The organism is Streptomyces stelliscabiei, from assembly GCF_014873495.1.
Lineage (GTDB): Bacteria > Actinomycetota > Actinomycetes > Streptomycetales > Streptomycetaceae > Streptomyces > Streptomyces bottropensis.
This window is the reverse complement of the sequence record NZ_JADBGF010000001.1, coordinates 326,106-341,446: the sequence shown is the minus strand read 5'-3', so window position 1 is coordinate 341,446 and position 15,341 is coordinate 326,106. Positions and strand designations below refer to the sequence as shown.

The following is a 15,341-nucleotide window of genomic DNA, read 5'->3' as shown; positions in this document are numbered from 1 at the left end:
AGAGCGCCCATGTTCGGATTCGCCCGAATCCGAAGTCGGTACGGCCGTCGGCCGGTCCAGCGCCTTCGAGCTGAGCTGCGAGGCGTCGTACGGTGAGATCGCCACGTACGTGTTCGGCCACGTACGTGTTCGGCCACGTAGGTGTTCGGCAGTGAGGAGACCGAAAAGAGGTCGCCAGCGGCGGGTCTGAGCGATCACACACATGAGCGTCGGCGAGGCACCACGATTCGTGGCACCGATCGCTGTCCTGCTCGTGACAATGACGTGTACGACACGTCTTCGGGCGCCAGGTAGGTCACATGCCGCCCATTGTCGGCATCGACCCCTGAAGTCCGGGCAGCAGCCCGTCCTGGAACGGCGCGAGCGCGGCCAGCACGAGAAACGCAACACCCACCACCCGGGCGAGCAGCGGGCCACGGGACCACAGCTTCTCGACGAAGATCACCACGGCCAGTCCGGCCATGGCCGCCACGTTCATCACACCGAGCGGAACGAGGACGACCATCAGTCCCGCGCAGCAGCCGACACAGTAGGCGCCGTGATGGACGCCCACTCGCAGGTCGCGGGCCGGCTGCCGGAAACCGGCGTAGCGCACCAGGTGGCTCATGGGGTCGCGACAGTGCCGTAGGCAGACGTGCTTGAGGGGGCCGAGCTGGTACAGGCCCGCGAGCAAGAAAGCCGCCGCGCCGATCCAGCGTCCGGCGGTCGGATGGTCGTCGACCAGGTTGCCGGTGAGGGCCAGGGCCGCGTAGGCGAGTAGTCCGAAGGTGGTCCAGACCAGCAGATACCCGCCCGCGAACTCGACTGTACGTACGGTCCGCGTCCAGCCGGAGGACTGCCGGCCGATCCCGCGCACCCATGTGATGGCCACCGGCGCCATGGACGGCAGCATCATCGCCGCCATCATCGTGACCCACAGCAGCAGGAACAGCGGCAGCGCCATCCCCATCGTGCCGGGCTCGACCCCCATCTCCCGGGCCTGCCCGACTGTAAGCGCCCAGGCGGGCGCCGCGATCAGGACGACCAGGAACCAGGCGGCCGCGAGGTCCCGCTTCGGCAGCAGACCGCCGCCCGCTCCGGTCGGCGCGGGCGACCGGGCGGATGCGAACGCGGAAGTCCGGCTGTGACGCATCGGCATGTACTCCTGCGGCTTGGTTCCAGGACAGCACCATTCCCGGGGTAGTGCGACCTCACATACCCCCTGACCGAGCACACAGGCCGACGCGACAACAATCCGAGGCCCTGTCCACATGGCTGTGCGCGGGGGCCGACCCGGCTGAGGTCGCCCATCGGGCAGGTAACAGCGTCGAGGCTCTGCTGTCCCGGTACGCGAAGTGCCTCTACGGCCGGCAGTCCAGCAACAACCAGCGCATCGAAGGGCTCCTGAGAGCCTACGACCAGCCACCGAGTCGGACGAGTAGCGCCGGGACGAGCGGAGGACGACTGCGGTCGGCTGTACATCTCTGCACTGGTCCGCGGTCAGGGCTGTGGGGTGCTGCCCATCTCGGCGGTGAAGCCCACGGGGTCGCTGTCGAACCCGCGGACCGTCTCGTGGAACTCCCACACTCCGGAGGCGTGCCGGGTGAACTCCGCAACCGTTGCCGCGGTGGATTCGGAGACCTGCGCGAAGTCATCCTTCAGCAGTTCCGTGTACCCCTCGACAACCAGCACTCCGGCGTTCGATAGATCACCGAAGGTCTTGGGGCCGCTGTTCTGGTGGATCGCCACGCCCACGACGACCCGTGCGAAGGAGGAAGCGAGGCGATCGAGTTCGAGGGTCATCACTTCGACGTAGCCGAAGCCCTGGCCGGTCTGGCTGTGCCGGCTCATGTTGATGGTGCCGTCCGGTGAGCGGCTGTCGGAGTGGACGACGTACACCGGCCGTCCGTGGGGAGCATCCGCCGAGTAGGTCGTGGCGATGATGTCGAGATGGTGAGGTGGCTGATTCCAGGGACTGGGGTCCCACTTGAGCCGCACCTCGGCCTTTCTCACGCCCTGGCTGTCGCTGCTCACCGGATTGCTGCCTCTCCCATGTCAGGCCGTCACGGGATGGGCCCCGCATGGTCAAGTATGTCTCTCGGCCAGCCTGTTGAAGCCATGTACGGCAGGTTCCTTCGGTGTACGGCCGGGGCAATGGCGGGCAGGCCAGGCAACGTGGCGATGGGTGTCGTCGTCGCGGGCGCTGTCGGCTCAGGTTGGCGGGGCCAATTCCAGGTCGCCGTTGCAGGATCGCCCGCCGATTCGGCTCCTGCTGTCAACATGACGTGGACAGCAGGAGCTCCGACTCACCGTCGAACTGCGAGGACACAAGCGTCTTGGCTGCTTGGCTGTCGGCGTAGGCGCCGTCGGGCCCCCGACTGCCGGGGCGGAGGCGGGTGGCATAGCCCGTTGGCTGGCCAGTCAACCAGCCGAGCGCCGATGACCGCGGACTTGAGCATGTAGTGGTGGGCGGGGTTGGCGCCGGTGAGTGTCGTGGAAGCGTTCCAGACGGTAGGCCAAGGCGCACGCTGGGGGTGAGGCGTCGGGCGGCCTCCGCGAAGATGCAGTCGGAGTCGAAGTACGCGGTGAGGGTGCCGAGGAGTGGCCGAGGCCGCTGCGGCCGTAGAGGAGGCCGTCGACGAACTCGCGGCGGACAGCCCCTTCCCTGGGTACGGCGAGAAGTTGGGCGCGTTCGTCTCCCTTGGCGAAGGCATCGATGGCCTGCTGCACGGCGGCGAGCGCGACCCGGCGGCGTCGGGCCTACCTGCCAGGCCGGGGGCAGCGGTCAGGTGCACGCTGACGAGGGCGCGCAGCCCATGGCTGGCCTGGGCGGTCCGCCCAGGGTGTGGCGGGAGGCTATCTCGTTCCGGAGCGGTGTCGCCCGGTGGCCGACGCCGTGGCAAGGATCTCGGCGTAACCGTCCAGATACTGCTCGAAAGTTCCCGGTCCGTCACGTCGTCTCCCCCGCATCCTTGACACGCCGGTGACGGCTTCTTAGCAGCCACCGGCATGCAGGCCCTCATGAACACTGCCGGGAACCGGCAATGCGCGGCCGGGATCGGATCGTGCAGCATGGCTCGTGGGGAGCACGGCGGATGGATTCGGTGCCGGACACCGGCAGGTGTCCGGCACCGAGATCCGGAACGACCGTGCACCGTCGGAGGCGACTCATGCGCGCCGCGGGCGGAGACGAACGGAGGGGGACCGGGAGATGCGGACAATTTTGGCGGCGGCCACGGGCCTGCCCACGATCCTGCTGACCACTGCCCTCATCGTGGTCGTCTGCTTCTGGCTCCTTGCCGCCGTGGGTGTCGCCCGCGTCGACAGCTTCGACACGGACGTGGATCTGTGGGCATGGCGCATGGGCGGCGTGCCTGTGACGGTCGCCTTCTCGCTGCTGACGGTGCTCGCCTGGTCCCTGAGCGTCGGAGCGGCGGTTCTGCTTGCCGTGTTCGCGCTCCCGGCACCGGTCGCCGGGATGCTGCGCCTGGTCGCATCCGTGGGGGCGCTCTTCGTCGCCTGGGCCGCGACCTGTCTGATCGTACGGCCGCTGCACCGCCTCTTCCCGGACGAACCCGGGTCGTCCGTGCCGAGCGAGGCTCGCACGGGCGATGCCGCCACACTGCCGCACACCCGCGGCGGACATCCCCACGAGGGCGTGCCGCACGACGCCGCGCTCCGTCCGCGGGACCGCGCTGCCTGAGCCGCGCCGCCGCCGGATCCTCCGGCCTCTCTTCCTCGCGCTCAACTCCCTTACGCCTGAAGGACGTATGCCATGGTCGCCATGATCGTGGGCATCGGCGTGCTCGTCGCCGTCTGCCTGCTCCTTGTACTTGTCGTCGCCCATTTGTTCCGCAAAGTGGAGCAGGGCAAGGCACTGATCGTCTCCAAGATGCGCAAGGTCGACGTGACCTTCACCGGACAGGTCGTGCTGCCGGTGCTGCACAAGGCCGAGGTGATGGACATCTCGGTGAAGACCATCGAGATCACGCGAGCCGGCAAGGAAGGGCTGATCTGCCGGGACAACATCCGCGCGGACATCCGGATCTCGTTCTTCGTCAAGGTCAACAAGACCGTCGAGGACGTCGTCAAGGTCGCCCAGGCCGTCGGCACGGCACGGGCCAGCGACCGCAACACGCTGCAGGAACTGTTCCACGCGAAGTTCTCAGAGGCGCTGAAGACTGTCGGCAAGCAGCTGGACTTCACCGACCTCTACACCAAGCGTGAGGAGCTGCGGTACCGGATCATCGAGGTCATCGGTGTCGACCTCAACGGCTACCACCTGGAGGACGCGGCGATCGACTACCTGGAGCAGACGCCGCTGACCCAGCTCGACCCGGCCAACGTGCTCGACGCCCAGGGCATCCGGAAGATCACCGAGCTGACAGCCGTGGAACACGTACGCACCAACGAGGCCCAGCGCACCGAGGAGAAGGAGATCACCCGGCAGAACGTCGACGCCCGCGAGGCGATCCTGGAGCTGGAGCGCCGGCAGGCCGACGCGGAGATCAAGCAGCGGCGGGAGATCGACACCGTACGGGCGAGGGAAGAGGCCGAGACGGCGCGGGTGGTGGAGGAGGAGCGGCTGCGGGCGCAGGGCGCGTTCCTGAAGACCGAGGAGCAGCTCGGGATCCAGCGGGAGAACCAGGCCCGCGAGGTCGCCGTCGCCGCGAAGAACCGCGAGCGGGTCATCGCCGTCGAGAACGAGCGCATCGAGAAGGACCGGCAGCTCGAAGTCATCGCCCGGGAGCGGGAGACCCAGCTGACGCAGATCGCGGCGTCGAAGGAGGTCGAGGCGGAGAAGCGGGAGATCGCCGAGGTCATCCGCGAGCGGGTCGCGGTGGACCGTACCGTCGCCGAGCAGGAGGAGGCCATCAAGAAGCTGCGGGCCGTGGAGGAGGCGGAGCGGCAGCGACAGACCGTGATCATCGCGGCCGAGGCCGAGGCGCAGGAGAAGCTGGTCAAGGACATCAAGGCCGCGGAGGCCGCCGAGCAGGCCGCCACCCACCGCGCCGCCGAGGAACTGACCCTGGCCGAGGCCCGGTTGAAGACGGCCGACCTCGACGCGCGGGCCAAGCTGCGCCTCGCCGAGGGCGTGCAGGCGGAGGCCGCCGCAGAGGGGCTGGCCGCCGTCCAGGTCCGCGGCAAGGAGGCCGAGGTCATCGAGAAGGCCGGCCGCGCGGAGGCCGAGGCGACCGAGGCGCGCATGCGGGCCGAGGCGGAAGGTGCCCGCGCGCAGGCGCTCGCGGAGGCGGAGGCCATCGGCGAGAAGCTGAAGGCGGAGGCGGCCGGGCTGACGGAGAAGGCGGCGGCGATGGCCGCGCTGGACGAGGCGTCCCGTGGCCACGAGGAGTTCCGGCTGCGCCTTGCGGCCGAGAAGGACGTACGGCTGGCCGGGCTGGACGTGCAGCGGCAGGTCGCCGAGGCGCAGGCCACGGTGCTGGCCACCGGGCTGGAGAACGCCGACATCAGCATTGTCGGAGGAGAGTCGGTCCTCGACCGGCTGGTGTCCTCGATCGCGCTCGGCAAGGGCGTCGACGGCTTCGTCCAGAACTCCAAGACCGCCCAGGCGCTGGCGAAGCCCTGGCTGGACGGCACCTCCAGCTTCACCGACGACCTCAGCCGCGTCCTGGGCTCGGTGTCCACGGCCGACGTGCGGGACCTGACCGTCTCCGCCCTGCTGGTGAAGCTCATGAACAACGGCGGCGCGAACGCGGGACAGTTCCAGCAGCTCCTGGACAAGGCCGGTGAGCTGGGCCTCGCCGACACCTCGCTTACCGCGCTCAACGGCAGCGTCAGGGCCTGACCCGCGCCGCTGCGGCTCCAGGCACGCCAGGACCCCATCCGCGCCGCGAAGCCCCCCCGGCCCGTGGTCCGGAGCTGCCGCACAGGGGACGGCGGCTCCGGACCACGTTTCTTTCGACTTCTCTCCGACCATCCGAGAGGGACCCCATGACCACCGGGACCAGCGGTCTGGACACCGGCACGTACGAGGTGCTGCGCGACCGGCTCACCGCGCAGGCTGCGGAGCTCGCCCGGCGCGCCGAGGCGCTCAACACCCGCCGGACCGAGGAGTTCGGCTCCACCGTGCTGGAGCTGACGAGTACCGAGCGGCTGCGCACCGAGCACAACTGCGTACCCCGCGACATCGTCGCCGTCGGCGACACGCTGCTGTTCGGCCACAACGTCTTCCTCGGCCTCAAACCGGAGACGGCGGTGGGCGATGTCTTCGCGCTGTACGACCGCGCCTTGAACCGGCTGCCCGAGGAAGCCGTGCCGGGCCTGCTCGACGACCCCGCCTTCGTCCGCGAGTTCGCCGCCCTCTACCGCTACTACCGCCAGGCCCACCTCCTGCAACTCCGCCGCATCAACGGCAAGTTGCTCGCCGTCTTCCAGACAGGGGAGAAGGCCGGCGACATCCGCGTCCTGCGCTGGGCGGTGACCGACGACGGACGGGCATCCTTCCTGGACGCGCGGGGCGAGCGCGGCGAGCACCACAACGTATTCCCTCCCTCTCACGACTTCGCCTGGACACGGACGACCCGTGAGCACCACGTTCTGGGCCGCCACCCGCATGTCTCCATCGAGGGCGAGGTCTTCGTGGAGACCGTCGGCGGCTCCCTCACGGTCAAGGTCGAGGACAACACCGAGACGTGCGAGGGGATCTACGCCGAGCCGGTCGCCGAGCCGCTGCAGTCCCTCGCCGACGCCGACATCACGTACGCGCGTGTGGGCGCTCTCATCCTGCTGGACGTCCTGCCGTACAAGGAGGACGTCCACCGCTACCTGGTCTTCAACACGCTCACCAAGAGCGTCGTCCGCCTCGACGGCATCGGCCGGGCCTGCCGGACACTGCCCGAGGACCAGGGGATCGTCTTCCCCGGCGGATACTGCCTCGCCACCGGGACGTACAAGACCTTCGACGGCATCGCCGCCTCCTCGGACATGGCGGACCTGGAGTTCGAGCGCGCGGTCCGCTCCCCGAACGGCGAGGACGTGCTGTTCGCCTTCCACGCGCGCGTGGAGGGCCGCAGCCTGCTGCTGCCGTACAACGTGATCCGCAAGGAGGTCGCCACACCGCTGTCCTGCCACGGCTGGGCGCTGTTCGACGACGGCACTTTGATGGTGCTGCGTGCCGACAGCGACGAACCGCAGCGTGTCCATCTGCTCCAGCTCTGGAACTCCCCGTACGTCTCCGACACCCATGCCGCCGCCCAGCCCGTCGGCACCGGCCCCCTCGCTCGCGTCGGCAACGCCGACCTCGTACGCGGCATCTCCGACTGCCTGTCCATCACGCGCGCTGTCACCGAGACGACCCCGACGAGCGGGGTCTACGAGGCACTGGCCGCCGCGTGCGTGCGGGCCACCGACTCCTACCACTGGCTGAGCGAGCCCGAACTCGGAGACCTGCACACGCCGCTCACGCAGATCCGGGCCGCTGCCGAACAGGTGCTGGCCGAGTTCGAGACCGTACAGGCGCTCACCCGGCAGGCTGCCGACGCGCTCGCCGAAGCCGCCACACGCGTCGCCCAAGTCGTACGACGCCTGCGCGGCGAAGCCCCGCGCAGCGCCGCCGCCTGGGTGACTGGCCTGACCGAACTGCGGCACGCCCAGGGCCACCTGCTCACCCTCAAGGACATGCGGTACGCGGACACCGCCCGCATCGACCACCTCGCCGCCGACGCCGAGGCAGACCTCACCTCGTTCGGTCAGCGGGCCGTCGCCCACCTCGCCCGCGAGGACGCCTTCGCCGGCCACCAGGCCGACATCGAGCAGCTCGTCGCCGACGCCGAGGCGATCACCACCGTCGCCGAGGCCGCGCCCGTCGCCGCCCGCCTCGACCAACTCGCCGACGGACTGCGCACGGTGACCGAGGTCGTCGCCGGACTCGACATCGGCGACGCCACCGCCCGCACCTCCATCCTGGAGCGGATCTCCGAGGTCCTCGGTGGCGCCAACCGCGCCCGCGCCACCCTCGACGGCCGCCGCCGCGCGCTCCTCGACCGGGAGGGGCGGGCCGAGTTCGCCGCCGAGTTCGCGCTGCTCGGCCAGGCCGTCATCGGTGCGCTCGCGGCCGCCGACAGCCCCGAGGCGTGCGATGAGCAACTCGCCCGCATGCTGGTGCAGGTGGAGAACCTGGAGTCCCGGTTCGCAGAGTTCGACGACTTCCTAGGCGAGCTGGCGGACAAGCGCGACGAGGTCCACGAGGCGTTCTCCGCCCGCAAACAGACCCTCGCCGATGCCCGCGCCCGCCGCGCCGAACGCCTGGCCGACTCCGCGATCCGCGTCCTGCAGACGGTCACCCGCCGCGCCGCCACGCTCCCCGACGCGGACGCCATCGCCACGTACTTCACCTCCGACCCGATGCCCGTCAAAGTCCGCCGCATCGCCGCCGAGCTGCGCGAACTCGGCGACCAGGTCAAGGCGGAGGAACTGGACGGCCGCCTGAAGTCGGCCCGCCAAGAAGCGTTGCGCGCCCTGCGCGACCGCACCGACCTGTACGCCGACGACGGCCGCACGATCCGCCTGGGCACCCACCGCTTCGCCGTGAACACCCAGCCGCTCGACCTCACCCTCGTCCCGCACGGCGACGGCCTGGCCTTCGCGATCACCGGCACCGACTACCGCTCCCCGGTCACCGACCCCGCCTTCGCCGCGACGCGCCCGTACTGGGACCGCCCTCTGCCCTCCGAGTCGCCCGAGGTCTACCGCTCCGAACACCTCGCCGCCCGACTGCTCGACGAACACGGCCCGGCCGCGCTCGCGGAGGCCGACCTTCCCCTCCTGGTCCGGCAGGCGGCGGAGGCGGCGTACGACGAGGGATACGAGCGCGGCGTCCACGACCACGACGCGAGCCTGATCCTCGCCGCGCTTCTGCGCCTGCATGAGGACGCCGGCCCGCTCCGCCACGAGCCCGCGGCCCGCGCCGCCGCCCAGCTGTTCTGGGCGCACGGCACGACAGCCGAGGAGCGCGAGAGCTGGACCCGGCGTGCGGTCTCGCTGGCGCGTGCCCGGGACATGTTCGGGCTCGGGCCGGCGATCGCCGACCTGCGGGCCGAGATGGCGGAGGCGATCGGCACGGAAGCGGCGGCCGCCTACCTCTTCGAGGAGCTGTCGAGCGGCCCCGACGGCTTCGTCGTCAGCGCCGGCGCCCGCACGCTGCTCGACAAGTTCCGCCGTACGGTGGGCACGTCGCCCTACGACGACGACCTTGCCGCACTCGGTGACCTGGCTGCCCGCAAGCAGCTGGTCGAGGCGTGGCTGACGACGTACACCGCGGCCACCGGCACGGACATCGCCCCCGGCGACCTGGCCGAGGCGGTGACCGCCGAGCTCTGCCCGGAGCTCGACCGCTACGAGTCCGCCGCCACCCTGACCGAGACCGTCGAGGGACTGCTCGGCACCCACCCGCGCATCCACGACCGCACCCTCACCGTCCGCGTCGACGAACTCCTTGCCCGCACAAAGGCGTTCCGGACCCACGAAGTCCCCGCACACCGCGCCTACCAGCGCCGCCGCACGGCACTGGTGGCCGCTGAACGATCGCGCATCCGCCTGGACGAGTACCGGCCGCGGGTGATGTCCGCGTTCGTACGAAGCAGGCTCATCGACGAGGTGTACCTGCCGCTGATCGGCGACAGCCTCGCCAAGCAGCTCGGCACCACGGGCGAGTCCAAGCGCACCGACACCGGCGGTCTGCTGCTGCTCATCTCCCCGCCCGGCTACGGCAAGACGACGCTCATGGAGTACGTCGCCGACCGCCTCGGCCTCATCCTGGTGAAGGTCAACGGCCCCGCGCTCGGCCATGCGGCGACCTCGCTCGACCCGGCCGAGGCCCCGAACGCGACCGCCCGCCAGGAGGTCGAGAAGATCAACTTCGCGCTGGAGGCGGGCAACAACACCCTCCTGTACCTGGACGACATCCAGCACACCTCGCCCGAGCTGCTGCAGAAGTTCATCCCGCTGTGCGACGCCACGCGCCGCATCGAGGGCGTACGGGACGGCGAGCCACGCACGTACGACCTGCGCGGCAAGCGCTTCGCGGTCTGCATGGCGGGCAACCCCTACACCGAGTCCGGCACCCGCTTCCGCGTCCCCGACATGCTTGCCAACCGCGCCGACGTGTGGAACCTGGGCGACGTCCTGACCGGGAAGGGGGACGCCTTCGCGCTCAGCTTCATCGAGAACACGCTGATCGCCAACCCGGTCCTCGCGCCGCTCGCCGGCCGCGACCGCACCGATCTCGATCTACTGATCCGTCTCGCGGAGGGCGACTCGGCAGCCCGCGCCGACCGGCTGATCCACCCGTATGCCCCGGCCGAGTTGGAGCGGATCCTGGCCGTCCTGCGGCACCTGCTCGCGGCCCGCGAGACGGTTCTGGCGGTGAACGCCGCCTACATCGCCTCGGCGGCCCAGTCCGACGCCACCCGGACCGAACCGCCCTTCCAGCTCCAGGGCTCCTACCGCAACATGAACAAGATCGCCCAGCGCATCCAGCCGGTGATGAACGACGCCGAGTTGGCGGCACTGATCGACGACCACTACCGGGCCGAGGCCCAGACCCTGACCACCGGCGCCGAGGCCAACCTGCTGAAACTGGGCGAGCTGCGTGGCACGCAGTCGCCCGAACGGGCTGTGCGCCGGGCCGAGCTGAAGGCGGCGTACATGCGCACCCAGACCCTCGGCGGCCCTGGGAACGATCCTCTCATCCGAGCGATTGCCGCCCTCGGTCTGCTCGCCGACCGGGTCGCGGCCGTGGAGACAGCGATCAACCGTGCCGCTGACCCACGCCATCTCATGGCGAACCTGGCCGCCCGGCACGCGGCCCGCCCGGCTGCCGTCCCCGGGGAGGAGTGAGATGGGGTGCGCCCGTACGGCGCCCCTGCCTGCGGATCTGCCCGACGTGGGCAAGGTCCGCCGTCGGGCCCGCACGGGCATGTGCCTGCTCGGGGCGCTGCTCGTGCTCCCCTTCGCAGTCGGCGTCCTGCCCGGGGCGCGCGAGGCGGGGGCGCTCCTCGGGTTGGTGACCGGCACACTCGCCTTCGTGCTGCACGGAATGCTGGTCGAGGAGTCCATGCCGGCCCGCCACTCGATGCGCAGGATCACCGCACGGACCCTGACCGGCATACGCTCCGTCGACCTGGCCCGCCTCACCCGCGTTCGGCTACTGACGTCCTTCTCGTACGGGTCCGTCTACCGGACCCTCCTAGTCCGTGACGCCGACGGTGTGTGGCTCGGCATCACCACCGACGCCAGAAAGCGCGCGCTGCGCAGGGCACTGGATCGGCGGCCGGGAGACGGGAGCCTGCCGCCCCCACGGGTGAGCCGAGCGGCCCGCGCTGATCTTGACGGAGATCGGCCCGGGCGGATCGCCGTGCACACGGTTCTCGCGTTCCTTGTCCTGGTACTGGGCATCTGCGGGTACGTCACTGCGCTGGTGGAGCTGGGCGGGATCGGCTGACCGCACCTGCCCGGTGCGCCAAGCGGGGCTCAAGGCCCCGCCGCGCCCACGAGCTCGCGCAGCAGGTGCGAGGCCTTGATCAGGCCGGTCAGATGCGTCCCGGCCTTGCCCTTCGCAGCGACCGCCACCAGTGGGTTGCGCACCCGGGCCATCAGCGCGGCAACCTGCAGCGCGGTGTCGGCGGGGTCGACGATTGGGGCGGTTCCGCCCTGCTGGAAAAGCAGTCACCGACACCGACACCGACGCCTCGCAGAGCCGGTCGGCGTGCTTCTCGTCGACGACGGTCGTGACAGGGGGGTCTTCAACCGCGTAGTCGGGGCGGCACCTTCGCAATCCGGCAGGCGGACAGACCAGCGTTGGACAACAGGACACGTCCGACGATCCGCGCCGATGCGGAGGCGAGGACGATGGCTTCCCCGAGTGAGTGCCCCATGGCCAGGATCTCGCACGGCACCGACTGCTCCAACGCCTAGGAGAGCCACTGCCCGTACCAAGCCGACCGTCCGCGGCGCGGACGGACGTCCACGCTCAGGCCGGGCGCCCCGGCACGTCGAGAACGACCGTGGGCCACTGCGATGCCAGAGCCTGGGCGATGTGCCGGTGGACGATGCCGTTCATGTTGATGCCGGGCACCAGCACCACGGTCGGCGACGCCGCCTCCGGTTCCGGGCCTGCGCTGATGACGCTGGTGGCCCGGCAGTCGTCGGGACCTCTCGTCGCCGGTGCGGCACTTCCCAAAGAGAGCTCGTCCGCGCCTGCCGTCGTGCGGAATCCGCACGACGGCAGGCGCGGACGGACCGATTGACCAATCACTGGCTGAATCTTTGGCCAATCGCACCGGGACCCCGCCCTTCGGCGCACCCTACGGTTTCCGGACATGTGAAGCCCCGGGTCCGGGGCTTGCCAGCGTCGGTGTCTCCGGGCTGGAGAAAGGGATCGCCATGGTTCGGATGGAAGAGCTGGAGCCTGCACTCGCGAGTGTCCGGTTCCAGGCCCAGGAAGCTGAAGAGGGCCTTCTGGGAACGATCGAGAGCAACATCAACTCGTTCTTCGACCCGGTGGCCACGGGACTGGGCGATTTCGTCTTTGAGGTTCCCCCGAGATGCGGAGTGTGTTGACAGAGGGTCAGATGGTTCTCATGAGAGGAACATCGACCATGGCCGCCCCCAGAAAGTACTCGCTGGAGTTGCGTGAGCGTGCGGTGCGGATGTACCGGGCCTCCGACCCGAAGCCGCAGATCAAGAAGCTGGCCGTCGATCTCGGTGTGCATCCCGAGGCCCTGCGCGGCTGGATCCGGCAGGCCGAGGCCGATGCCGGCGAGCGCGACGACCGGCTCACCACCGACGAGCGGGCCGAGCTCGTAGCCCTGCGCAAGGAGAACGCCCAGCTCAAGCGGGCCAACGACGTGCTGCGGACGGCCTCGGCTTTTTTCGCGGCGCAGCTCGACCCGACCCGGCCCAGGTGACGGCGCTCCTCGACGAGCATCCCCGCCTGGGAGTCGAGTGCGTTCTGCGGGAACTGCACATCGCCTCCTCCACCTACTACCGCTGGCGCCTCGCGGAGAAGGAGCCGTGCGAACGGCGGCGCCGGGACGTCGAGCTGACCGAGCGGATCAAGGAGATCCACGCGGAGTCCGGCGGCAATTACGGCTCGCCGCGCGTGCACGCCGTCCTCAGACGCGAGGGCACGCGCGTGGGCCGCAAGCGGGTCGAGCGGCTGATGCGCGAGGCCGACATCGCAGGCGTCAGCCCGCGGCGCAAGGGCTTCACGCGCCGCGATCCCAAGGCCACGCTCGCCCCGGACCTGGTCAACCGGAACTTCACCGCACCGGCGCCGAACCGGCTGTGGGTCACCGACCTGACGATGATCTCCACCGGCGAGGGACCGTTGTGGCTCTCGGCGATCCGGGACGCCTTCTCCCGCCGGGTGGTCGCGTGGGAGACCTCTGCCCGCGCGGACGCCGACCTGGTCCTGACCACCCTGGAGTACGCGCTCGCGTCCCGCGAGGTCGAGCCCGGCAAGCTCATCCATCACGCCGACCACGGCTGTCAGTACACATCCATCAAGCTCACAACTCGGCTGCTGCGAGTGGGAGTTGAAGCATCCATGGGGTCCGTCGGGGACTCGTACGACAACGCCCTCGCGGAGAACCTCTGGATGCTGATCAAAACCGAATGCATCCGCGGCCGCACCTTCACGACGAGGGCCGAGGCCAACCTCGCGCTCTTCGAATACATCGACGGCTTCTATAACTCCCGCCGCATCCAGGAACGGCTCGGCTTCCTCAGCCCGATCGAGTTCGAGGAGAAGCACTACGCCGAGCAGGCGACGGCCGAACCAACGAATCTGAACACCCATCACCCCCTCCTGACCAGCTGATCAGCACCTCCTGCATGACGGGGGAACCTCACTTCGCGGAAGTGACGGTCTTCGGGACCGATTTCCCCTGGATCGTGGCGTGGCTTGTCCTCGCGGGTCTGGTCTTCACTCTCTACTTCGGTTTCATCCAGGTGCGTGGGCTCAAACTGGCCCTGCAGGTTCTGCGCGGCAGGCACAGCAAGCCCGAGGACCCGGGGGAGATCACTCACTTCCAGGCGCTGACCTCTGCCGTGTCCGGAACGGTTGGCCTGGGCAACATCGCCGGCGTGGGCGTTGCGGTCACCATCGGCGGCGCGGGCGCGACCTTCTGGATGGTGCTCTGCGGCCTGCTCGGTATGGCCTCCAAATTCACCGAGTGCACGCTCGGTGTCCGCTACCGCGACTACCACCCCGACGGCTCCGTGTCCGGCGGCCCCATGCAGTACCTGCGCAAGGGAGTTGCGGAGAGGATCCCTGGAGCCGCCGGTGCGGTCACCGGCAAGATCCTCGCCGGGCTCGCCGCGGTCATGATCCTGTTCTTCGGCCTCGGTGGCGGCAACATGTTCCAGGCCAACCAGACCGTCAGCCAGATCCGTAACAGCGCTGGAGGCGACGACGGCCCGCTCGCCGGCGACGGATCGGCACTGATCATGGGCGTTGTGCTCGCTGTCGTCGTCGGCGCCGTGATCGTCGGCGGAATAAAGTCGATCGGCAGGGTGACCAGCCGCCTGGTCCCTTCCATGGCCATCATCTACGTCGTGGCCTGCCTGATCGTCATCCTGTTCAACATCACGTCGGTTCCGGCGGCGTTCGGTGAGATCTTCTCGGGCGCCTTCACCGGCGAAGGGGTGGTCGGCGGTGTCATCGGTGCGCTGATCGTCGGCTTCACCCGTGCCGCGTTCTCCAACGAGGCGGGTCTGGGGTCGGCACCCATCGCTCACTCCGCCGTGAAGACGAAGTACCCGGCCACCGAGGGGCTCGTCGCCCTGTTCGAGCCGTTCATCGACACGGTGGTCATCTGCACGATGACCGCGCTGACCATCGTCATCGCGGACACCGGGTACTGGAACGACACGAAGGCGGAGTACGCGGCCAACGGTACGGCCGTGGACGGCGTCACGGTCACCTCCGAAGCCTTCGAGACGGTACTCCCGTGGTTCCCGCACGTCCTCACCGTGGCGGTGGTGCTCTTCGCCGTCTCCACCATGATCACCTGGGCCTACTACGGCCAGAAGGCGTGGACCCACCTCTTCGGCAGGAGCAAGGTCAGCGAACGCATCTTCCAGCTGATCTTCTGTGCGTTCATCGTGATCGGTGCGGTGCTGTCCTTCGGCAGCGTGCTCGCGTTCACCGACGCCGTACTCTTCCTGCTCGCACTGATCAACATCATCGGCCTCTATCTGCTCGCCCCCGTGGTCAAGAGGGAGCTGGCACGATTCCGGCAGTCGCTGCACTCCCGGGGCGACGCCACGGAACCTGCCGCGGCGGACGAGACCGTGTGACACCGGGGTAGCGGGGTCGTCGAGCGGCGGTGAGCCGCGGG

The 15,341-nt window shown here is 69.5% G+C and carries 10 protein-coding genes and 1 pseudogene; 8 read left to right on the top strand and 3 right to left on the bottom strand.

Annotation, left to right across the window (positions count from 1 at the left end; genetic code table 11):
* Nucleotides 1–295: 295 nt before the first annotated feature.
* Nucleotides 296–1,132: a DUF2182 domain-containing protein gene (locus H4687_RS01535; protein WP_037723747.1), complete on the bottom strand. Its 837-nt coding sequence runs from the start codon at nt 1,130–1,132 to the stop codon at nt 296–298.
* Nucleotides 1,133–1,236: 104 nt separating this feature from the next.
* Here H4687_RS01535 and H4687_RS46050 point away from each other — a divergent pair.
* Nucleotides 1,237–1,398: pseudogene (locus H4687_RS46050) on the top strand (tyrosine-type recombinase/integrase); the annotation flags it as partial.
* Between the two features lie 81 nt (nt 1,399–1,479).
* On the opposite strand, the gene H4687_RS01530 reads toward H4687_RS46050, so the two are convergent.
* Nucleotides 1,480–2,013: a TerD family protein gene (locus H4687_RS01530; RefSeq protein WP_037723748.1), complete on the bottom strand. Its 534-nt coding sequence runs from the start codon at nt 2,011–2,013 to the stop codon at nt 1,480–1,482.
* Nucleotides 2,014–3,190: 1,177 nt separating this feature from the next.
* Between H4687_RS01530 and H4687_RS01525 the strand changes: the two genes are divergently transcribed.
* From H4687_RS01525 to H4687_RS01510, 4 genes are all read left to right on the top strand, one after another.
* On the top strand, nt 3,191–3,682 hold the full coding sequence (locus H4687_RS01525; protein WP_192781640.1) for a hypothetical protein: 492 nt from the start codon (nt 3,191–3,193) through the stop codon (nt 3,680–3,682).
* Between the two features lie 72 nt (nt 3,683–3,754).
* The gene (locus tag H4687_RS01520; RefSeq protein ID WP_046916280.1) at nt 3,755–5,785 is read left to right on the top strand and encodes an SPFH domain-containing protein; all 2,031 of its coding nucleotides are present in this window, start codon (nt 3,755–3,757) and stop codon (nt 5,783–5,785) included.
* A gap of 146 nt (nt 5,786–5,931) precedes the next feature.
* Nucleotides 5,932–10,836, top strand: a complete 4,905-nt coding sequence (locus H4687_RS01515; protein WP_037723751.1) for a DNA repair ATPase — start codon at nt 5,932–5,934, stop codon at nt 10,834–10,836.
* 1 nt (nt 10,837) lies between these two features.
* Nucleotides 10,838–11,440 (top strand): hypothetical protein, encoded by a 603-nt coding sequence (locus tag H4687_RS01510; protein WP_225966549.1) that lies wholly within the window; start codon nt 10,838–10,840, stop codon nt 11,438–11,440.
* Between the two features lie 528 nt (nt 11,441–11,968).
* On the opposite strand, the gene H4687_RS01505 is transcribed toward H4687_RS01510, so the two are convergent.
* On the bottom strand, nt 11,969–12,178 hold the full coding sequence (locus tag H4687_RS01505) for a hypothetical protein (protein ID WP_050399410.1): 210 nt from the start codon (nt 12,176–12,178) through the stop codon (nt 11,969–11,971).
* A 418-nt stretch (nt 12,179–12,596) separates the two neighbouring features.
* Between H4687_RS01505 and H4687_RS01500 the strand changes: the two genes are divergently transcribed.
* From H4687_RS01500 to H4687_RS01490, 3 genes are read left to right on the top strand one after another with little or no spacing between them, the layout of a single operon-like run.
* Nucleotides 12,597–12,905, top strand: coding sequence for a transposase (locus H4687_RS01500; protein ID WP_046913449.1), 309 nt, complete (start codon nt 12,597–12,599; stop codon nt 12,903–12,905).
* A complete protein-coding gene (locus H4687_RS01495; protein ID WP_046913450.1) occupies nt 12,902–13,819 on the top strand; it encodes an IS3 family transposase in 918 nt (305 codons plus the stop codon). Before H4687_RS01500 ends, H4687_RS01495 begins: the two co-directional genes overlap by 4 nt.
* A gap of 14 nt (nt 13,820–13,833) precedes the next feature.
* On the top strand, nt 13,834–15,300 hold the full coding sequence (locus tag H4687_RS01490) for an alanine/glycine:cation symporter family protein (RefSeq protein ID WP_078907544.1): 1,467 nt from the start codon (nt 13,834–13,836) through the stop codon (nt 15,298–15,300).
* Nucleotides 15,301–15,341 lie beyond the last annotated feature (41 nt).

Bases quoted from the DNA above. Each gene is read 5' to 3' on its own strand.
- H4687_RS01490 (WP_078907544.1), top strand. From the start codon at position 13,834: ATGACGGGGGAACCTCACTTCGCGGAAGTGACGGTCTTCGGGACCGAT.
- H4687_RS01510 (WP_225966549.1), top strand. From the start codon at position 10,838: ATGGGGTGCGCCCGTACGGCGCCCCTGCCTGCGGATCTGCCCGACGTG.
- H4687_RS01525 (WP_192781640.1), top strand. From the start codon at position 3,191: ATGCGGACAATTTTGGCGGCGGCCACGGGCCTGCCCACGATCCTGCTG.
- H4687_RS01535 (WP_037723747.1), bottom strand. From the start codon at position 1,132: ATGCGTCACAGCCGGACTTCCGCGTTCGCATCCGCCCGGTCGCCCGCG.
- H4687_RS01500 (WP_046913449.1), top strand. From the start codon at position 12,597: ATGGCCGCCCCCAGAAAGTACTCGCTGGAGTTGCGTGAGCGTGCGGTG.
- H4687_RS01515 (WP_037723751.1), top strand. From the start codon at position 5,932: ATGACCACCGGGACCAGCGGTCTGGACACCGGCACGTACGAGGTGCTG.
- H4687_RS01520 (WP_046916280.1), top strand. From the start codon at position 3,755: ATGGTCGCCATGATCGTGGGCATCGGCGTGCTCGTCGCCGTCTGCCTG.